Source organism: Pseudomonas paraversuta, assembly GCF_904067025.1.
Taxonomy (GTDB): domain Bacteria; phylum Pseudomonadota; class Gammaproteobacteria; order Pseudomonadales; family Pseudomonadaceae; genus Aquipseudomonas; species Aquipseudomonas paraversuta.
Genome location: NZ_CAJFDA010000001.1, coordinates 2301629 through 2321238 on the forward strand (window position 1 = coordinate 2301629; position 19610 = coordinate 2321238).

The window sequence follows — 19610 nt, forward strand, 5'->3', positions numbered from 1 at the left end:
TATCACCTCGAAGTTTGACACTTGAAGAGCTTTTTCGGAGCTTAGCCTTGTTGATTTTAATTAACAACTTCTATGTAAAAAATTCTAAACACGCAGCTTCGGATCGTCATAATTCGCCGCTATACCAAAGCTCCGCTGGCACAATATGAGCTAATTTTTGCCTGAAAAATAACGATGAAGGCCCGGGTGTTCGCTATTGACTTCACTTTGCCTTTCGGATTGACTGGGTTTCAGAAACGGCTGTGAACATAATAATTAACATAATAGGTGCCTCATGTCGGTCCCCCTGCGTGCCATTCAGCTCAATGAAGCGAACGCATTCCTTAAGAAATATCCTGAGGTTTTGTACGTCGACCTTCTCATTGCGGATATGAACGGCGTGGTGCGCGGCAAGCGCATCGAACGCACCAGTCTGCACAAGGTCTACGAAAAAGGCATAAACCTGCCGGCATCATTGTTTGCACTGGACATCAATGGTTCTACGGTGGAAAGCACCGGCCTGGGCCTGGACATCGGTGATTCGGACCGCATCTGCTACCCCATCCCCGATACGCTGTGCATCGAGCCCTGGCAGAAGCGCCCGACGGCCCAGCTGTTAATGACCATGCACGAACTTGAAGGCCAGCCGTTCTTCGCTGACCCGAGGGAAGTGTTGCGTCAGGTGGTCAGCAAGTTCGATGACATGGGCCTGACCATTTGCGCGGCCTTTGAACTCGAGTTCTACCTGATCGATCAGGACAACGTAAACGGTCGTCCGCAGTCCCCGCGTTCGCCGGTGTCCGGCAAGCGCCCGATGTCGACCCAGGTGTACCTGATTGATGACCTCGACGAATACGTCGACTGCCTGCAGGACATTCTGGAAGGTGCAAAAGAGCAGGGCATCCCGGCTGATGCGATCGTCAAGGAAAGCGCCCCGGCGCAGTTCGAAGTCAACCTGCATCACGTCAACGACCCGATCAAGGCGTGCGACTACGCGGTGTTGCTCAAGCGTCTGGTGAAGAACATTGCCTACGACCATGAGATGGACACCACCTTCATGGCCAAGCCGTACCCGGGCCAGGCGGGCAATGGTCTGCACGTGCACATTTCGATTCTCGACAAGCAGGGCAATAACATCTTTGCCAGCGAGGATCCCGAGCAGAACGCCGCACTGCGTCACGCGATCGGCGGTGTGCTCGAGACCCTGCCGGCGCAGATGGCCTTTCTCTGCCCGAACGTCAACTCGTACCGCCGTTTCGGTGCCCAGTTCTATGTGCCTAACTCACCGAGCTGGGGCATCGACAACCGCACCGTAGCGGTTCGCGTCCCCACAGGCTCTGCCGATTCGGTACGCATCGAACACCGGGTTGCCGGCGCCGATGCCAACCCGTACTTGCTGATGGCTTCGGTACTGGCCGGCATTCACCACGGTCTGACCAACGAAATCGAACCGGGCCCACCGGTGGAAGGCAACAGCTACGAGCAAAATGAACAGAGCTTACCGAACAACTTGCGCGATGCCCTGCGCGAGCTGGATGACAGCGAAGTCATGGCCAAATATATCGATCCCATGTACATCGACGTCTTCGTCGCCTGCAAGGAAAGCGAGCTGGCCGAGTTCGAGAACTCCATCTCGGACCTGGAGTACAACTGGTACTTGCACACCGTCTGATTGGCCAACGGCTGTCATTCACAGATAGAACAATTGCGCAGTTGGTGGGGGACGCAGAGCCTGCGTCCCCCACGAATGCGTGCCGCCGGCGTCCGGACCTGCTGGTACGCCGGCGGTGCCCATCGGAGAATTTCATGCAACAAACCCATGTAAACAGCTATTACGCCGCGACCCGAAACCACAGGGCCGAATTCCCGGTGCTCGAGGAATCGGTGGAGTGCGATGTCTGTGTGATCGGCGCCGGCTACACCGGCCTGTCCTCGGCCCTGTTCCTTGCCGAAGCGGGCTACAGCGTGACCGTACTTGAAGCGGCCCGGGTCGGTTTCGGTGCCAGCGGTCGCAACGGCGGTCAGTTGGTCAACTCCTATAGCCGGGACGTCGATGTCATCGAGGCCCGTTACGGCGATAAGACGGCCCGGGTGCTGGGCAGCATGATGTTCGAAGGCGCCGATATCATTCGTCAGCGCATCGACCAGTACGACATCCAGTGTGATTACCGTCCGGGCGGAATTTTTGCCGCGCTGAACAGCAAGCAGCTCAAAGCCCTGGCCGAGCAGAAAAGCAGCTGGGAGGGTTATGGCAACCAGAAACTGACAATGCTCGACGCAGCGGACATCAAGCGCGAAGTAGGCTGTGCCAACTACGTTGGTGGTCTGCTGGACATGCAGGGCGGGCACATCCATCCGCTGAATCTGGCGCTTGGTGAAGCCATGGCGTTCATTGGTCTGGGCGGTAAAATTTACGAACAGTCGGCTGCCGTGGACATCACTTACGGCGAGCCGATCACAGTGCGCACCGCCAAGGGCGTAGTGCGGGCCAAGTACCTGCTGATCGCCGGTAACGCCTATCTGCCGCAGAACCTCGACAATCGCGTGACCGCCAAGAGCATGCCTTGCGGGTCGCAAATTGCCGTGACCGAACCGCTGCCCGAAGAGGTTGCCCGCAGCCTGATCACCAACAACTACTGCGTTGAAGACTGCAACTACCTGCTGGATTACTACCGCCTGACAGCCGACAATCGTTTGCTGTATGGCGGCGGCGTGGTCTATGGCGCCCGCGAACCGGACGACATCGAAAAACTGATCAAGCCGAAAATCCTCAAGACCTTCCCGCAATTGAAGAACGTCAAAATCGACTATCGCTGGACCGGCAACTTCCTGCTGACCATGTCACGCATGCCGCAATTCGGTCGTATCGAGAAAAACGCCTACTACATGCAGGGTTACAGCGGCCACGGGGTGACCTGCTCGCACCTGGCCGGCAAATTGATCTCGGAAATGATCCGTGGCGATGCCGAGCGTTTCGACGCTTTTGCCTCCTTGCCGCACATGCCGATGATTGGCGGCCGTACCTTCCAGGCGCCGCTTACAGCCATGGGCGCGGCGTACTACGCGATGCGCGACCGTTTCGGTATCTGATAACACCTGGCAAGCGGGCTGATCCCGGGCAAGTCCGCTCCCGGAGGTCTTATATTTAGCGGTCATTTGGCGAACCTGCTGAGCAACACCCGCAAACGTGATTTAATAGCCGCCTTTCACGTTTGTGGTACAGGGGTACGGTGCGATCTACGCCATCCGTCGCCCCCCCATTACCCTTAAGTAGTTCACACATAAGGCTGTCATGGACACGGGCTCACGACTCAAACTAGTACGCGAAAGCTACAAAATGTCCCAGCGCGAGCTGGCCCGACGTAGCGGCGTCACCAATGCCACCATCTCCCTGATCGAGCAGAATCGCGTCAGTCCTTCAGTCAGCTCTCTGAAGAAACTGCTGGAAGGCATCCCCATGTCTTTGGCCGACTTCTTCACCTTCGACCAGCCGCCCCGTGCTCACCAGTACGTGTTCCGGGCCAATGAACAGCCGGATCTGGGCCGTGACGGCTTGCGCCTGTTGCTGATTGGCGCTTCGGTTCCGGGCCGGCAGATGCGTTTGTTGCGCGAGCAATATGCGCCGGGCGCAAGCTCGGGTGAAGAAGCGATTGTGCACGCCGAAGGGGAGGAGTGCGGGCTGGTCACGCGGGGAGTGGTTGAGCTCACCGTAGATGGAATGAGCAGCATCTTGAATGCCGGGGACGGCTATTACTTCCCGACCACGCTGCCCCATCGCTTCAGAAATATCGGGGCGGACGAGGCGGAAATCATCAGTGCCAACACCCCCGCCAACTTCTGATCTGAAAGCCCCCCGCAAATCCCCTGTGGGCACTGTGTTTTGTGGGAGCTGGCTTGCCAGCGATTGAACACAGATACCCAGTCGCCCTCATCGCTGGCAAGCCAGGCTCCCACAGATTTGCTATGTGCTGAAAAGTTGCCACCCCCCTGTGGGAGCTGGCTTGCCAGCGATTGAACACAGATACCCGGTCGCCCTCATCGCTGGCAAGCCAGGCTCCTACAGATTTGCTGTGTGTTGAAAAGCTGCCACTCCCCCTGTGGGAGCTGGCTTGCCAGCGATTGAACACAGACACCCGGTCGCCCGCATCGCTGGCAAGCCAGGCTCCTACAGATTTGCTGTGATCTGAAAAGTTGCCATTCCCCCTGTGGCAGCTGGTTTGCCAGCGATTAAACAGAGACACCCAGTCGCCCTCATCGCTGGCAAGCCAGGCTCCTACAGATTTGCTGTGTGCTGAAAAGTTGCCACTCCCCCTGTGGGAGCTGGCTTGCCAGCGATTGAACACAGACACCCGGCCCCCCGCATCGCTGGCAAGCCAGCTCCTACAGATTTGTTGTGATCTGAAAAGTTGCCGCTCCCGCTGTGGGAGCTGTGTGCTGAACAGTGGTGTGCACTGCCACTCCCCCTGTGGGAGCTGGCTTGCCAGCGATAGCCTTTGGCCGCCACCCCCGAGCCGCGGCACCGGCAAGCAAATGTCGGCAGCGGGTCGAACTGGGCAATGATTTATCCCATATAAAGGGACGCATCATCATATATTGAACTGTTGTCGCGACTGGTTTATCGTCTGGCCATAACCAAGGGATCAGGCGGCTGTCGGGTTCCTAAAATAAATACAACAAGAGGTTTTCCCCATGACAGGTCCTTCGCTGGACAGTTGTCTGCATGCCAGCACCATGAAGAAGCTCAACCTGAAGCTGATTCCCTTCCTGATGTTGTTGTACATGGTGGCTTACATTGATAAGTCGAACATTTCGGTGGCGGCGTTAACCATGAACGCCGACCTCGGGCTCAGCGTGCGCATGTACGGCATCGGCGTGGGTCTGTTCTTCCTCACCTACATTCTGTTCGAAGTGCCCAGCAGCATCATCCTGACCCGGGTCGGTGCTCGGCGCTGGATTGCGCGGATCATGATCACCTGGGGCATCATCGCCGCCGGCATGAGCCTGATCCAGAGCGCCAACCAGCTCTACGTGATGCGCCTGTTGCTGGGTGCAGCCGAAGCCGGTTTCACCCCCGGCATCATCTACTACCTGTCACAGTGGTATCCGCGCAGTGACCGCGCCCGGGCCATGTCATGGTTCTACATCGGCGCGGCGCTGGCGTCGGTGATCGGCTTGCCGCTGTCGGGTGCCTTCCTGCACCTGGACGGTCTGCTGGGCATCAACGGCTGGCGCTGGCTGTTCTTTCTCCAGGGCATTCCTGCAGTGGCGCTGGGCATCGTGGTCCTGCGCTACATGCCAGATTCTCCCGCCACTACCAACTGGCTGGACAGTGCGCAAAAAGCCTGGCTCAGCCGCACCATCGAGGCCGAACAGGCGACCACGGTCATCTCGCACAAGGATGCCTGGCATGTGGCGTTTCGCAGTCGCCAGGTGTGGTTGCTGAGTCTGTTCTGGTTGCTTCAGGCTTTCGGCACTATCGGGGTGACGCTGTTTTTGCCGCTGATCGTGCAGTCGGTATCAAAGCAAGGTTCGTTTGTGGTCAGCCTGCTGTCGGCGATGCCGTTTTTCCTGGCCTGTGTATTCATGTACGCCAACGGCCGCCATTCCGACCGCACCGGTGAGCGGGGCTGGCACCTGGGCGGGCCACTGTTGCTGGCCGGGGGCATGCTGGGGTTGGCGGTGTTTACCGGCAATCAGTGGCTGGCCTACGTGATGCTGGTGGTGGCGGTCGGCCTGAACTGGGCGGCGACCCCGGTGTTCTGGGCCACCACTACCGAGTACCTGTCCGGGCCAGCGGCCGCTGTTTCGATTGCCTTGATCAACTCCATTGCTAACATCGCCGGGCTTGGTCTGCCACCGGTCATGGGCTGGATCAAGGACACCACCCTCAGCTATGACTACGCCTTGTTGATGGTCGCCGTCGCCTTGCTGGCCGGTGGCGTGCTGGGGCTGTACCTGGGGGGGCAACGCAAGCGCCAGGTCGTACGTGATGCTATACGGGAGGGCCGCGAAAATGTTCACAGTGCTTAAAGTGGCGCGTCTGCCGGACATGCTCAGCGAACGTTTACATGCCCGATATGAGGTGCTGGAATGCAGCGAGAGCGGTGCCGGACTCGATGCACTGAAGGCGCGGGGAATCCGTGCCATGGTCGCCAATGGTGAGTCGCGGGTGGGGGCCGAACTGATCGGGCGCCTGCCTGATCTGCAAGTGATAGTGGTGTTCGGTGTCGGTTACGACGGTATCGATGTCGCGTTCGCCCGGGCCCGGGGCATTGTGGTGACCCACACCCCGGACGTGCTGACCGAGGACGTTGCCGATTTCGCCATTACCTTGATGCTCGGCACCGCCAGGCGCATTGCCAGGGCCGATCAGTTCGTGCGGTCCGGGCAATGGCAGCAAGGTCCGTTCGGCTTTACCCGCAAGGTCAGCGGCGCGCGTCTGGGCATCGTCGGGCTGGGGCGCATCGGTATGGCGATTGCCCGGCGCGCGGCGGCGTTTAACATGCGCATCAGCTACCACGGGCGGCGTCCGCTGGCGGTTGAGTATCCTTACTATTCATCGCTGACCGAGCTGGCTGCAGCTGTGGATTTTCTGGTGATTGCCGTGGGCGGCGGGGAATCGACCCGGCACCTGGTGGATGCCACGGTGCTCGCGGCGCTGGGCAGTGAAGGCATCCTCATCAACGTGGGGCGTGGCAGCGTGGTTGATGAGGCCGCGCTCGCCAGCGCACTGGCCGAGGGTCGTCTTTTGGGGGCCGGGCTGGATGTGTTCGAGGATGAACCACGGCCCCATCCCGGCTTGTTGGGGCTGGACAATGTGCTGTTGGCGCCGCATATGGCCAGTGCCACCTGGGATACCCGCAGGGCGATGTCCGACCTGACCCTGGCCAATCTGGCTGCGCATTTTTCCGGTGCTGACTACCCGTCACCCATCCCGCAGTGAATGGCCATTTTACTGCGCGGATCTGTTGCGCCCGGGGTTCCGGCCCCGGCCTCATGCAGGGAAATCCTTGAGGTCTCCGGCAACGCCAGGCCACCGAGCAATGCCAGCAGTGCAACGGCTATCAGGTAGAAGGCTGGCGACAGGTTGCTGCCGGTGGTGCTGATCAGCCATGTCGCCACCAGCGGTGCGGTACCGCCGAAGAGGGTGTAGGCCATGTTGTAGGTAATGGCCGAGGCGGTGTAGCGAGTGCGGGTCGGAAAGGTTTCCGAGAGCAGGGCGGCGGTTACTACCCCGCACAGCACCGCGCCTACCGCCAGCAGCATGACACCGACGATGGACGCTGCGAAGCCGCCGGAACTGGCCATCAGGAACGATGGATAGACCACGACCATCAGCAGTGCACAGGCCGTCATCACCGTAACCCTGCGCCCGACGCGGTCTGAATACAGTCCTGCCAGCGGGCAGATCGCGGCGGCAAACAGCAAGGCAATCAGCGAAACCAGCAACGCCGTTGCCCGACTCAGGCCCCCGGCTACTTGCAGGTAGGTCGCGAAGTAGGTGGTGAACATATAGAAGGACAACGCCGTCAGCGACACAAAGGCGCCCAGGCAGCAGATGGCCGCGCCATGGTTGCGCAGGGTTTCCTTGAGCGGGGAGTGGGCCACCGCATGTTCCTCGGCCACCGCCTGGAATGCCGGGGTTTCATCCAGCTTCAGACGCATGTAAAGCCCCACCAGACCCAGTGGTGCCGCAATCAGGAACGGCAGGCGCCAGCCCCAATCGGCCATGGCCTGTGCCGATAGCGACGCCTCGAGGGCATAGGCCACCACGGCCGCCGCAGCGAAGGCGCAGAAGGTCGATACCGGCAGGAAGCTGCCATACCAGGCCCTTTTATCATCAGGAGCGTGTTCCATGAGGTAGGCGCAGGCACCGGCGTATTCACCCCCGGCGCTAAAGCCCTGGGCGCAACGGATCAGGGTCAACAGGATCGGCGCCATCACGCCAATGGCGGCATAGACAGGCAGCACCCCGATCAGTGTGGTGGCACCCGCCATCAACAGAATGGTCATCGCCAGGGTTCTTTTGCGACCGATGCGGTCACCCAGCATGCCGAAGAAAATGCCGCCAAGGGGACGGAACGCAAAGGCTACGGCGAATACGGCGAAGGTCTTGAGCAGCGCGGCACTGGCATCACCGCTGGGGAAAAACTGCTGGGCGATGGTGGTGGCCAGAAAGCCATAAACCGCGAAGTCGAACCATTCGACGAAGTTCCCGATGGCCGCGGCGGCAATGACTTTTCTCAGGGTTTTGGGGCTGACCTGCCCGGTGATGGCACTCGTCATGCTGAACCTCGACATTTCATCAGAATGCTTTCGATTATCGAGGCAGTCAGTGAAAGGGTTCGCTTCAAAAGTGTCATCGGCGTAGTCAGCACCGACGTCCTGCCTCTCAGCCGCCTTTGGTGGAGACGATACTCGCCACCAGGCGGGGCTTGCAGTTCAGATAAGCCGACGATTGCAGCCAATGCTGATCGGGGTACCAGGCAAACATGAACTGACCGTCCTTGAGTTTGTCTACCACCTGGCGCGCCACTTGCGGGCGTACGGCAGGGCAGCCCTGACTGCGGCCGATGCGGCCCTGGGTCTGGCTCCACAACGGGTTCACATAGCTGGCAGGGTGAATCACGATGGCCCGCTCACGGGCACTGTCATTGATACCCGGCTCCAGGCCGTCCATGCGCAGCGAGTAACCGTTGGCACCCTGGTAGCTTTCCTGGGTGCGGAACAGGCCAAGGCTGGATTGATGGCTGCCTTCATTATTGGAGAATTGAGTGGCGAAGTTTTCCCCGGATTTTTGCCCGTGGGCCACCAGGTCACGCAGCACCAGGGTCTTCTTGCGCAAGTCGAAGATCCACAGGCGGCGGGCCGTGGAAGGTTGCGAATAGTCGATGACGGCAAGGTTTTGTGCGGGGCTGGCGCCACTGCTGACGGCGCATTGCATGGCACTGAGGGCACTTTTAAGTACCTGGGGATTGAGTTCCGGAGCGGCCTGGGCGAGGCTGTTGTAAAGCCCTTGTGATGAAGTATTGGCGGCGAACGCTGGGCTGCACAAGGCTCCCAGGGTCGCGGCGACCAGAAAAAGTCGTCGCAAAGAAATCAGCATAGATTAAGAGTTTCCACTGTTGAATTGGCTCCTGACACTCCATCGAGTTAATGGCGATCCTTTATTTACTGCTAGCCTTCAGGGTTGCCGTGACGGCTGTTACGGTGACCGCCAACGTGACGGCCATGGATTGGAGTAAAGCAGTTGATCAAAAAACAGGCATTTTACTTGAGCATTGCCTTGCTCGCGTCGCCATTGGTCGCATGGGCCGACATGCCCCCCGACCAGCCTGACAACCCCCTGCAGCAGACCCTGCTACAACTGCCTCAGGCCTGTCCGACCCTGGCGTCCGGCCTGACGCCTCAGACCCAGGCACTTTTACAGGCCTTTTATGAAGGCCAGAACTACCAGCCGGTATGGGCACAAGAGGGGCGTCTGGCCGCTCTGCAGGCCGCCTTGCCACAGCTGGCCGACGACGGGCTCGACCCGCTCAATTACCCCTTGCCCGAGGGCCAGGACCTGTGTGCCGACATCGACACCAGCCGTCAATATCTGCAAGCCCTGCACGATTTGCATTTTGGTCGCCTGACGCAAAGCCGCTTTGAACCGGTCTGGCACGCCAACGCTGTAGAGGTAGATCCCCAGGCCGAACTGCTGGCAATCGCCGGGCCCGGGGTGCAGAACGTGGCAGCTGCTTTTGCCCAGGCCCGTCCCGCCCTTGAGCAATATCAAGACTTGCGCCGGGTCTATGCCCGGGAGCGCCAGCAGCCGCTGCCCCAGTGGCAGCCGATCGCGGATGGCCCCTTGCTGCGCCCCGGCATGCAGGATGCGCGGGTACCGGCACTGGCCAGGCGTCTGGCCAGCGAGGGTTACCTGAGCGGCGAGCCGCAGATCGTCAACAACACCTACTCCAATGAGCTGGCCTCGGCGGTCAAGAGCTTCCAGCTCGATCACTCGCTACAGGCCGATGGCGTTGTCGGGCCGGGCACCGTGAAAGAGTTGAACGTCAGTCCGGCAACCCGCCGCGAGCAACTGCGGATCAATCTGGAGCGTTTTCGCTGGATGGCCCGGGACTTCGAACCCACCAGCCTGCTGGTCAATGTTCCGGCTGCACAGTTGACCGTCTTCCAGAACGGCCAGCCGGTATGGCAGACCCGCACCCAGGTCGGGCGGGCCGACCGGCAGACGCCGTTGCTCAAGTCCCGGGTGACGCGCCTGACCCTGAACCCGACCTGGACCATCCCGCCGACCATCTTCAAGGAAGACAAACTGCCGCAGATTCGCCGCGATCCGTCTTTCCTCAGCAAGCATGACCTGCAGGTACTCGACAGCAGCGGGCAGCCGCTGGCGGTACAGAGCATCGACTGGGACCGTCCGGGCAACATCCTGCTGCGTCAGGGTGCCGGGCCGCGCAACCCGCTGGGGCGTATCGTCATCCGTTTCCCCAACCCGTTTGCCGTGTACCTGCACGACACCCCCAGCCAGGCCCTGTTCAGTAAAGGCCCCCGTGCCTTCAGTTCAGGCTGCGTGCGGGTCGAGTCGGTGTTCCAGTTGCGCGACCTGCTGGTGACCCCGGCGGAGAAAGCCCGCACCGAGGAATTGCTGGCCTCCGGGCGCACCACCGAGTTCAGGCTGTCCAACCCGGTGCCTATCCTCATGACGTACTGGACCGCCCATGCCGACAAGAACGGCAAGGTGGTGTACTCACCGGACATTTATAATCGTGACCCGGCATTGATATCGGCCCTGGCCGCCAAGCGCTGATGTCCGTTTCAACCTTGAACTGACCTGCGAGACCTGCAATGACTCAATCCCGTTTTACCGACCTGGTGGGCATTGCCCATCCGATCATCCAGGCTCCGATGCTGGGGGCGGGGGCAGCAATGATGATTGGCGTGGCCAGGGCCGGAGGGCTGGGCTCCCTGGCCTGTGCCACCCTGACCCTGGAGGGGGTACGCGCCGAAGTGGCGGCCTTTCGTGAAGCCTGCGATCAACCGTTCAATCTGAACTTCTTCTGCCATCCGGCCCCGGAACCCGACGAGGCCCGGGCCCGGCAGTGGAAGTCGTTGTTCAAGGATTATTACCGCGAACTGGGAGTGGACTACGACGCGCCGACCCCGGTGTCGAGCCGTGCGCCTTTTGATGAGGCCGCCTGCGCCCTGGTTGAAGAGCTGCGTGCACCGGTGGTCAGCTTTCACTTCGGCCTGCCGGCTCCGCACCTGTTGGCCCGGGTCAAAGCCTGCGGGGCGAAGATTTTAAGTTCCGCCACCACCGTTGAAGAAGCGCAGTGGCTGGAGCGCAACGGCTGTGACGCGATCATTGCCATGGGCTACGAAGCCGGTGGCCACCGCGCGATGTTTTTGAGCAATGAGCTGGCGACCCAGATCGGTACCTTTGCCCTGGTGCCGCAAATTGTCGATGCGGTATCCGTGCCGGTGATTGCCGCAGGTGGCGTGGCCGATGCCCGGGGTATCGCCGCGGCTTTTGCCCTGGGTGCCAGTGCCGTGCAAATCGGCACGGCCTACCTGTTCTGCCAGCAGGCCAAACTTGCCGAGCCCCATTACCGCGCCTTGCGCGAAGCCGCCCCCGGCAACACCGCCCTGACCAACCTGTTCACCGGTCGACCGGCCCGCGGCATCCTCAATCGGGTGATGCGAGAGCTGGGGCCGATGAACCCCCAGGCCCCGGAGTTCCCGTTGGCGGGCGGCGTACTGCTACCGCTCAAGGCCAAAACCGAGCCTGCCGGTTCCGGGGATTTCATCAACCTGTGGGCGGGTCAGGCCTTCGCACTGAGTCCGGGACGCAGCGCCCAATTGTCGTCCGAGGAACTGACCCGCAAGTTGGTCGCTGACTACGCCGCGCGTTCCACATGCAAATAGCGGGTCTGCGCGGCGTGGGTGGAGGTGCGAATTAAAAGTATGATCGCACCGACCACCGGCAGGCTCACCAGTAGCAAGCCGTAGCGCAACGATTCAATGCCAAAACGTGGCAGCAGGGCATCGCTGAACAAACCGGCGAGCAAAGGCCCGACCCCGACCCCCAGCAGTGTCGAAATAATGGTTTGCAAGGCCATCGCCGTGCCCCGGCGATTGGCCGGCACCAGTTGCGTGACCAGGTTGTAGGACGGCGCCACCCACCACACCACAAAAAAACTGTACAGCGCGCACCACAGCATGGCGCTGGGGATCGGCACGCCTGCAACCTGGGTCCAGACCGTGTCGGGCCACAACAAATAGGCGAACAGTGCGCTGATCGCGGCCACGTGCCCGATCACCGGAATACCCACTTGCCAGTGCGGATTGCGCGGCGTCAGGTGGTCGCTCAACCAGCCGCTGAACAACGCCCCGATACCGGCAAAGCCGCCACAAATAAACCCGGCCAGGAGTCCGGCGTGCTGCAACGACAAGCCATGGGAGCGCACCAGAAAACTGGTGTTCCACATGCCGATGGCATAGGAGCTGAGGGTGGTCAGGCCCCCGGCCATGATCAGGCAGCGGTAAGCGGGCAGGGCCCAGAGTGCGCGGGCTTCGCGGCTCAGGCTTTGCAGGGGATGCGCGGCATGGGCGCTGGCCAGATCCCAACGGCCACGGGCCGGGTCCTTGACCACGAAGGCCAGCACCAGGGAAAACAGCAGCGCCGGCATGCCAATTACGATAAACGCCATGCGCCAGCCATACTGCTCGACCACCCAGGCGCCGAGGCTCAAGCCGATCACCGCCGAGAAGGTCGGTGCAGCGGTGAAGCAACTGATGGCAAACGAACGGCGCTGGGGCGGGTACAAATCGGCAATGATCGACATCGACGCCGAGGTGGTGGGCGACTCGCTCACCGCAACCGCCATGCGCGCCAGGGCCAGCATCCAGAAACTCACGGCCAGGCCGCAGACCATGGTCGCCACGGCCCACAGCAGGCACGCCATGGCCAGCAGGCGGGTGCGCGACATGCGATCGGCCAGACGCCCGGCAGGCAAGCCGAGCAGGGCGTAGACCCCGGCAAATGCCAGCCCGGAAATCAGCCCCATGGCCGTGTCACTGACGCCGAACTCGAGCTTGATCGGTTCAATCATGACCGCCAGGATCTGCCGGCCGACAAAGTTGTCGGCAAACACCGCAGCCAGCAACAACAGCAAAGCATGGCTGCGCCAGCCGACGTTAGGGTTGGACATAATCGGTTTTCCTGTCAGATAAAAACGCCAAAGGCGCTGACCCGCATTGCGTCAGCGCCTTTGCCAAACCCCTGCCTCAGCCCCGGCGGCGAGCCAGGGTCATGGCGGTATCTTCGATCATGTCTTCCTGGCCGCCGACCATGCCGCGTCGGCCCATCTCCACCAGAATTTCCCGTGCCGGTACGCCGTACTTCTTCTCGGCGCGCTTGGCGAACAGCAGGAACGAGCCATACACACCGGCATAGCCCATGGTCAGGGCGTCGCGATCGCTGCGGATCGGGAAGTCCATGATCGGCACGACCAGGTCTTCAGCCACGTCCTGGATGCCAAACACGCTGACTCCGGTTTCAATGCCCATGCGGTCACAGACCGCCACCAGGATTTCCATCGGCGTATTGCCCGCGCCGGCGCCCAGACCTGCGGCGGCCGCATCGATCCGGGTAGCCCCGGCTTCGATTGCAGCGATGGAGTTGGAGACCCCCATCGACAGGTTGTGATGGCCGTGAAAACCGATCTCGGTGTCCGGGTGCAGCGCGGCCCGCATGGCCGCTACCCGGGCCTTGATGTCATGGGGCAGCATGTAGCCTGCGGAGTCGGTGAGGTAGATGCAGTTGGCCCCGAAGCTCTCCATCAGCTTGCCTTGCTTGACCAGCCCTTCGGGGCTGTTCATGTGCGCCATCATCAGAAAGCCCACGGTGTCCATGCCCAGCTTGCGGGCATAGGAAATGTGCTGTTCGGAGACGTCTGCCTCGGTGCAATGGGTGGCGACCCGGATCGTGTTGACCCCTAGCTCGTAGGCCATTTGCAGGTGATCCACGGTTCCGATACCCGGCAACAGCAAGGCTGAAACCTTGGCCTGCTTCATCATCGGGATTACCGCTGACAGGTATTGCTCGTCGGTATGCGCCGGAAAACCGTAGTTCACCGAACTGCCGCCCAGGCCATCGCCGTGGGTCACCTCGATCAAAGGCACACCGGCAGCATCCAGGCCGCAGGCGATGTCTTTCATTTGTTGCAGGGAGATCTGGTGACGCTTGGGGTGCATGCCGTCGCGCAGGCACATGTCATGCACGGTGATTTTTTTGCCGCGAAGATCCATGGATAGCTCCTTAAGCGAGGGCAGGTTGAGGGGCGGTGGCCTTGAGTTGCAGCTCGCCGTTGAGCATTTGCTCGGCAAACATCTCGGCCGTACGCGCCGCCGCAGCGGTCATGATGTCGAGGTTGCCGGCGTACTTGGGCAGGTAGTCACCGAGGCCTTCGACCTCCATGAAGATCGAGACCCGATTGCCGTCAAATACCGGGCCGTTCACCAGTTTGTAGCCCGGTACGTACTTCTGTACCTGCTGGATCATGTCGGTAATTGCCAGGGTAATCGCCGTCTTGTCCGGCGCGGTTTCGGTCAGGCAATGCACGGTGTCGCGCATGATCAGCGGTGGCTCGGCAGGGTTGACGATAATGATCGCCTTGCCTTTTTTCGCGCCGCCGACCTGCTCGATGGCACTGGCGGTGGTGCGGGTGAATTCGTCGATGTTCTTGCGCGTGCCCGGGCCGACCGATTTGGACGCCGCCGTGGCCACGATCTCGGCATACGCCACGGGCTGCACGCTGGATACTGCAGCCACCAGCGGAATCGTCGCCTGGCCACCGCAAGTGACCATGTTGACGTTCATCACGCCGCGTTTGAGATTGGCTTGCAGATTGACCGGTGGCACGCAATACGGGCCGATGGCCGCAGGCGTCAGGTCGATCATCAGCACCCCCAGTTCATTGAGCTTGCGGCTGTTTTCGGCATGCACGTAAGCGGAAGTGGCATCGAAGGCAATCTGGATATTGTCCGCCAGGACGTGGGGCAACAGGCCGTCGACGCCGTCACTGGTGGTCTTGAGACCTAACTCGCGGGCGCGGGTCAGGCCTTCGGAGGTGGCATCGATACCGACCATCCACACAGGCTCCAGCACCTCGCTGCGCAGCAGTTTGTACAGCAGGTCGGTGCCAATGTTGCCCGGCCCGATCAGGGCACACTTGATTTTATTGCTCATGGTAAGCCTCTCGAACTGGGTTTAAGACACAAAGCGCAGGCGTGCAGAACCCAGGCCGCTGAGGGTCAGGCTGACCTCGTCGCCGGGCAGCACCGGTACCAGCGGCGCCAGGGCCCCGGACAGAATGATTTCGCCTTTGCGAAACGGAATATCGAATTTGCCCAGGGTGTTGGCCAGCCAGGCCACTGCCGCGCAGGGGTGACCCTGCACCGCCGAACCGAAGCCGTTGCCGGCCGGCTGGCCGTTTTTCAGCAGGTGCAGTTCGACCTTGGCCAGGTCCAGATCACGGGGATCGATTCGCTGCTCGCCCAGGGCAAACACGCCACATGAGGCGTTGTCGGCCACGGTGTCCTGAATGCGGATTTTCCAGTCGGCGATGCGCGAATCGACAATCTCGAAACACGGCACCACCCATTGGCTGGCCGCCATCACGTCCTCGGCGGTAATGCCGGGCCCGTGCAGATCCTCGCCGAGAATAAAGGCGATTTCACCTTCGGCCCGGGGCTGCACCAGCAGATTGGCGCTGAAGCTGACATCGCTGTTATCGGCGACCTGCATACGGTTGGTCAAAAAGCCGAAGTCGGGCTGATGCACATCGAGCATGTCCTGCACGGCACGGCTGGTGACCCCGATCTTCTTGCCGATCACCTGTTCACCGAGGGCTTCGCGTCGTTGCAGGAAGCGCAATGAAATCTGATAGGCCGTTTCCAGCGTCAGGTCCGGGTAACGCTGGGTCAGCGGCTGCAGGCTGCGGCGTTCGAGCAGCGCGTGAAACAGTTCATCGCCCAGGGCTTCAATCAACTTCGGGTCCATAAACACTCTCTCTAAAATCCGGAATATATGAGTCGCTGTGGGAGCTGGCTTGCCAGCGATGGATTGCGCGCGCTCTGACTGCAAAACCCAATCGTGTGCAGCGCTGGCAAGCCAGCTCCCACAGGTTCATGGGTACAGCGTCAGCCCGGCCAGACGCTGGACTCGGCACCGCCGTCCACTTCCAGAATCTTGCCGGTCACCCAGCGCGACGCCGGGGTGGCCAGGTACAGTGCGGCGGCACCAATATCTTCCACCTCGCCCAGACTTTGCAGCGGCGTGGCCTTGATCATGACGTCGCGCATGGCCACCGGCAGGACGCGGTTCAGGGCGTCGGTCAGGATCGGTCCGGGGGCAATCCCGTTGACCCGCACCAGCGGCGCGAAATCCTGGGCCAGCAGACGGGTCATGTGGCTCAGAGCGGCTTTGGCCGTGCCGTAGGCGCTGAACTGGGTTTGCGCGTAGCGCGCCGCCCCCGAGGTGATATTGATAATGTTGCCCGCGCCTGCAGCGCGCATATGGGGCACGCAGAGCTGGCACAGGTGATAAGCCGAGGACACGTTAAAGCGCATGATTTCTTCAAAACGCTCGACGCTCAGGGTCAGCGGATCGTTCGGACCGGCGCCGCCAGCGTTATTCACCAGGTGGGTGATGCTGCCCATGTGTTCACGCGCCTGGGTCACCAGGGCGCTGCGCTGCTCGCTGTCATTCACGTCACAGCTCAGGGCCAGGGCCCGGCGTCCTAAAAGGCGGACCTCTTGGGCAACCGCTTCAACGTCGCCCAGGGTGCGTGCCGCCAGCACCACATCGGCGCCGGCTTCGGCGTAGGCCAGGGCAATGGCCCGGCCAATGCCGCGGCCGCCGCCGGTAATCACCGCCACACTGCCGGTCAGGTCAAATCGCGAAATAATGCTCATACATAATCCTTTATTAACGGGGAGCCCACAGGTCAGGCAGTCCCGGGTCGCTGACACTGATCAGTCGCTTGAGCAGCACCTTGAGCGCCTGGGCATCGCCGGGGCCTAGTTTGGCCGAGACGTTCTCCTCAACCGCCTTGGCCAGGGCCAGCTGTTGCAAAGAGGCTTCACGGCCGGTGGCGGTCAGGACGTAGCGCGGTTCATGGTTGCTGCCCTCCAGTGCCACCAGATTCTGTTTTTCCAGGAAGCGCATGCTGGCCAGCGTGACCACGTGCCCGGTGTAGCTGACGAAGGTGTTGATCTCGTTCAGGGTCAGGTTGTCGCGAATGCACAGCACGGAGAGGATGAAAAACGCATGTTCGTCCAGTTGCTGGTTGCTCAACAGGCGATGCAGGGCGTCCAGCAGCTGGTAGTGGGCGCGCCCCAGCAGATACCCCAGCAAATCCTCGGTGTAGCTGCATTCCGGAGGTGGCGGGGTGGTTGCCAGGCGCAGCTCGCTACGGGGCTTGCGGGTTGCCAGTGCGTACTGGCCGCTCTGGAACGCCAGCGGCGCGCGGTCGCTGTGATCAAAGGCGAGCACCTCACCGACAAAAATCACATGGTCGCCGCCTTCATATTGAAAGGCTGTACGGCACTGAAAGCGAGCAGTGCAATCCTGTAGCAGCGGGGCTTCGCTGATACCGCTGTCGAGTTCGATTTCGGCGAACTTGTTTTCGCCCTGCATGGCAAAGCGCCCGGACAGAGGTTCCTGTTCGGTCGACAGCACGTGCACGTTCCAGTGTTTGCCCGAGCTGAATACCGGCAGGCTGCGGGCGGACTTGGCCAGGCTCCACAGCACCAGCGGCGGATTGAGCGACACCGAGTTGAAGCTGTTGGCGGTGATCCCGATAGGTGACCCGTCTTCAGCCTGGGTGGTGATGATGGTCACCCCGGTGGTGAAGGTACCGAGTGCGGTACGGAATGCCTGGGGATCGAAACTGCTTTGCATTGCCATGACGAACCTCATGGATTGAATTTTCGTGCTTGCAGTATTCCCCTCGCAGTGGGGCCCTACATCGTCTTAATGGACTAACGAATACAGCCGATTATCGTCCGATCGGACGAGGCGTGGAGGGTCGTAATTGTCTAGCGTCGGCGCATTAAAACGATGCCAAGAGGACTGATCCATGACATGCAGCAGTACGGCCCCAGAACAGCTGTCCAGCCTGTTGGCAGCGCAAAAAAAAGCCTTTATCGAGGCCGGTCCGGTCAGCGTTGAACAGCGTAAGCAACGGATCCAGCGGGTGATAGAGCTGCTGGTGCGTTATCAGCAGCCGTTGGTTGAAGCCATGGATGCGGATTTTGGTGGCCGGCCCCAGGGTTTTTCGTTGATGAATGATGTGCTGGGTTCACTGGCATCGCTCAAATATGCCCGCGACCATGTTGCGCACTGGGTGCAGGACGAGCCGCGCGAGGTATTCGCCCCCTATGACCAGTTGGGCGCCAAGGCCTGGGTGATGCATCAGCCCAAGGGCTCGATCGGGATCATGGGCACCTGGAACGCGCCGCTGTTCACCTTGCTCAGTCCGCTGGCCTGCGTGCTGGCCGCGGGTAACCGGGCCATTCTCAAACCCTCGGAAGTGGTACCGCGCACAGCCGAGGTGCTGGCCCGGGCCTTCGGTGAATTGTTCGATACGCTGGAAGTCGCGGTGGTGCTCGGTGATGCAGACCTGGCCCAGGCGTTTACTTCGCAGCCGTTTGACCATCTGGTATTTACCGGCAGCACTGCCGTGGCGCGCTCGGTGATGCGCAATGCGGCCGAAAATCTGGTGCCGCTGACCCTTGAACTCGGGGGCAAATCGCCGGTGATCATTTCCCGCAGCGCCGATCTGGCCAAGGCTGCATTCAGCATTGCCGTGGCCAAAGCCAACAACGGCGGGCAGATTTGTATCAATCCGGACGTGGTGTACGTGCCCCGAGAGCAATTGGGAGACTTTATCGGCGCCCTTGGTGCGGCTTACAACGAGCTGTTGCCGACCGTGGCCGACAATCCGGATGTGGTGGCCGTGGTCAACGCCCGGCACTTGCAGCGCATAGAAAGCTACGTGCAGGACGCCCGACAGCGGGGCGCCCGGGTGGAGAGCTTCCCGCGGGAGCTGGAGGCTGATCCCCAGGCGCGGCGTCGCCCCCTGCAAGTGGTGATCGATCCGCCCCGTGACAGCCTGATCATGCAGGAAGAAATCTTTGGGCCGGCGCTGGTGGTGCTGCCCTACGATGAGATCGACTGGGCGCTGGCGGACATCAATTCACGGGATCGGCCATTGGCCCTGTATTACTTTGGCCAGAGCGAAGAAGAGCGGCGTCATGTACTGCAGCGCACTATCTCGGGCGGCGTGACCATCAACGACGTGATGATGCACGCGGCCATGCACGACGCGCCGTTTGGTGGCATTGGTGCCTCCGGCATGGGGCATTACCACGGCCGTGAAGGCTTCCTCGAGTTCAGCCACATGCGCACCGTATTCAAGGCTGCGGCCCATGATCCGCGCCGCGAGTGGGGCATGTTGCCGCCCTATGGCGAACACTTCCAGGCGACCATGCAGTCGATGGTCACCCCTGACTGATTCCACCCAGAAATAAATCAACCCTGCAGGAGCGTGCTTGCTCGCGATGCC

Annotated in this window: 16 protein-coding genes; 8 read left to right on the plus strand and 8 right to left on the minus strand. The window is 61.1% G+C overall.

Going from position 1 to position 19610, the window contains the following annotated elements; genetic code table 11:
- Positions 1-274: 274 nt before the first annotated feature.
- From JQ848_RS10695 to JQ848_RS10715, 5 genes are all read left to right on the plus strand, one after another.
- Positions 275-1651 (plus strand): glutamine synthetase family protein, encoded by a 1377-nt coding sequence (locus JQ848_RS10695; protein WP_003447791.1) that lies wholly within the window; start codon positions 275-277, stop codon positions 1649-1651.
- 134 nt (positions 1652-1785) lie between these two features.
- Positions 1786-3069, plus strand: a complete 1284-nt coding sequence (locus JQ848_RS10700; RefSeq protein ID WP_202210656.1) for an NAD(P)/FAD-dependent oxidoreductase — start codon at positions 1786-1788, stop codon at positions 3067-3069.
- A 202-nt stretch (positions 3070-3271) separates the two neighbouring features.
- Entirely contained in the window at positions 3272-3820 is a 549-nt protein-coding gene (locus JQ848_RS10705) for a cupin domain-containing protein (protein ID WP_003447789.1), read from the plus strand.
- Between the two features lie 848 nt (positions 3821-4668).
- A complete protein-coding gene (locus JQ848_RS10710; protein WP_010657414.1) occupies positions 4669-6009 on the plus strand; it encodes an MFS transporter in 1341 nt (446 codons plus the stop codon).
- Positions 5993-6922 (plus strand): 2-hydroxyacid dehydrogenase, encoded by a 930-nt coding sequence (locus JQ848_RS10715; RefSeq protein WP_202210657.1) that lies wholly within the window; start codon positions 5993-5995, stop codon positions 6920-6922. Before JQ848_RS10710 ends, JQ848_RS10715 begins: the two co-directional genes overlap by 17 nt.
- On the opposite strand, the gene JQ848_RS10720 is transcribed toward JQ848_RS10715, so the two are convergent.
- Positions 6898-8265, minus strand: coding sequence for an MFS transporter (locus JQ848_RS10720; protein ID WP_202210658.1), 1368 nt, complete (start codon positions 8263-8265; stop codon positions 6898-6900). The two genes, JQ848_RS10715 and JQ848_RS10720, sit on opposite strands and share 25 nt — an antisense overlap.
- A 106-nt stretch (positions 8266-8371) precedes the next feature.
- Entirely contained in the window at positions 8372-9085 is a 714-nt protein-coding gene (locus JQ848_RS10725; RefSeq protein ID WP_202210659.1) for a murein L,D-transpeptidase catalytic domain family protein, read from the minus strand.
- A gap of 144 nt (positions 9086-9229) precedes the next feature.
- On the opposite strand from JQ848_RS10725, the gene JQ848_RS10730 reads away from it, so the two are divergent.
- Together JQ848_RS10730 and JQ848_RS10735 are read left to right on the plus strand one after the other, a co-directional pair.
- Positions 9230-10789 carry a L,D-transpeptidase family protein gene (locus JQ848_RS10730; protein WP_202210660.1) on the plus strand — a complete coding sequence of 520 codons (1560 nt, stop codon included), beginning with the start codon at positions 9230-9232 and terminating at the stop codon, positions 10787-10789.
- Positions 10790-10827: 38 nt separating this feature from the next.
- On the plus strand, positions 10828-11904 hold the full coding sequence (locus JQ848_RS10735) for an NAD(P)H-dependent flavin oxidoreductase (protein WP_202210661.1): 1077 nt from the start codon (positions 10828-10830) through the stop codon (positions 11902-11904).
- Here the strand turns inward: JQ848_RS10735 and JQ848_RS10740 are convergent.
- The 6 genes from JQ848_RS10740 to JQ848_RS10765 form a co-directional block, all read right to left on the minus strand.
- Positions 11877-13190 (minus strand): spinster family MFS transporter, encoded by a 1314-nt coding sequence (locus JQ848_RS10740; RefSeq protein WP_010657409.1) that lies wholly within the window; start codon positions 13188-13190, stop codon positions 11877-11879. The two genes, JQ848_RS10735 and JQ848_RS10740, sit on opposite strands and share 28 nt — an antisense overlap.
- Before the next feature lie 76 nt (positions 13191-13266).
- Positions 13267-14289: a 4-hydroxy-2-oxovalerate aldolase gene (gene dmpG / locus JQ848_RS10745; protein WP_003447759.1), complete on the minus strand. Its 1023-nt coding sequence runs from the start codon at positions 14287-14289 to the stop codon at positions 13267-13269.
- A gap of 10 nt (positions 14290-14299) precedes the next feature.
- Complete coding sequence (locus JQ848_RS10750) at positions 14300-15229, minus strand: acetaldehyde dehydrogenase (acetylating) (protein ID WP_003447757.1); 930 nt, start codon at positions 15227-15229, stop codon at positions 14300-14302.
- Positions 15230-15250: 21 nt separating this feature from the next.
- Positions 15251-16042: a fumarylacetoacetate hydrolase family protein gene (locus JQ848_RS10755; protein WP_003447755.1), complete on the minus strand. Its 792-nt coding sequence runs from the start codon at positions 16040-16042 to the stop codon at positions 15251-15253.
- A 140-nt stretch (positions 16043-16182) separates the two neighbouring features.
- A complete protein-coding gene (locus JQ848_RS10760; RefSeq protein WP_003447753.1) occupies positions 16183-16956 on the minus strand; it encodes a glucose 1-dehydrogenase in 774 nt (257 codons plus the stop codon).
- A gap of 13 nt (positions 16957-16969) precedes the next feature.
- Positions 16970-17950, minus strand: a complete 981-nt coding sequence (locus JQ848_RS10765; RefSeq protein WP_003447751.1) for a flavin reductase family protein — start codon at positions 17948-17950, stop codon at positions 16970-16972.
- A gap of 172 nt (positions 17951-18122) precedes the next feature.
- Here JQ848_RS10765 and JQ848_RS10770 point away from each other — a divergent pair, with 172 nt between their 5' ends.
- On the plus strand, positions 18123-19559 hold the full coding sequence (locus tag JQ848_RS10770; RefSeq protein WP_202210662.1) for a coniferyl aldehyde dehydrogenase: 1437 nt from the start codon (positions 18123-18125) through the stop codon (positions 19557-19559).
- Positions 19560-19610: the final 51 nt, after the last annotated feature.

Excerpts from the sequence above, each read along its gene's own strand:
- JQ848_RS10695 (WP_003447791.1), top strand. The coding sequence starts at position 275 with ATGTCGGTCCCCCTGCGTGCCATTCAGCTCAATGAAGCGAACGCATTC.
- JQ848_RS10700 (WP_202210656.1), top strand. The coding sequence starts at position 1,786 with ATGCAACAAACCCATGTAAACAGCTATTACGCCGCGACCCGAAACCAC.
- JQ848_RS10705 (WP_003447789.1), top strand. The coding sequence starts at position 3,272 with ATGGACACGGGCTCACGACTCAAACTAGTACGCGAAAGCTACAAAATG.
- JQ848_RS10710 (WP_010657414.1), top strand. The coding sequence starts at position 4,669 with ATGACAGGTCCTTCGCTGGACAGTTGTCTGCATGCCAGCACCATGAAG.
- JQ848_RS10715 (WP_202210657.1), top strand. The coding sequence starts at position 5,993 with ATGTTCACAGTGCTTAAAGTGGCGCGTCTGCCGGACATGCTCAGCGAA.
- JQ848_RS10720 (WP_202210658.1), bottom strand. The coding sequence starts at position 8,265 with ATGACGAGTGCCATCACCGGGCAGGTCAGCCCCAAAACCCTGAGAAAA.
- JQ848_RS10725 (WP_202210659.1), bottom strand. The coding sequence starts at position 9,085 with ATGCTGATTTCTTTGCGACGACTTTTTCTGGTCGCCGCGACCCTGGGA.
- JQ848_RS10735 (WP_202210661.1), top strand. The coding sequence starts at position 10,828 with ATGACTCAATCCCGTTTTACCGACCTGGTGGGCATTGCCCATCCGATC.
- JQ848_RS10740 (WP_010657409.1), bottom strand. The coding sequence starts at position 13,190 with ATGTCCAACCCTAACGTCGGCTGGCGCAGCCATGCTTTGCTGTTGTTG.
- dmpG (WP_003447759.1), bottom strand. The coding sequence starts at position 14,289 with ATGGATCTTCGCGGCAAAAAAATCACCGTGCATGACATGTGCCTGCGC.
- JQ848_RS10750 (WP_003447757.1), bottom strand. The coding sequence starts at position 15,229 with ATGAGCAATAAAATCAAGTGTGCCCTGATCGGGCCGGGCAACATTGGC.
- JQ848_RS10755 (WP_003447755.1), bottom strand. The coding sequence starts at position 16,042 with ATGGACCCGAAGTTGATTGAAGCCCTGGGCGATGAACTGTTTCACGCG.
- JQ848_RS10760 (WP_003447753.1), bottom strand. The coding sequence starts at position 16,956 with ATGAGCATTATTTCGCGATTTGACCTGACCGGCAGTGTGGCGGTGATT.
- JQ848_RS10765 (WP_003447751.1), bottom strand. The coding sequence starts at position 17,950 with ATGGCAATGCAAAGCAGTTTCGATCCCCAGGCATTCCGTACCGCACTC.
- JQ848_RS10770 (WP_202210662.1), top strand. The coding sequence starts at position 18,123 with ATGACATGCAGCAGTACGGCCCCAGAACAGCTGTCCAGCCTGTTGGCA.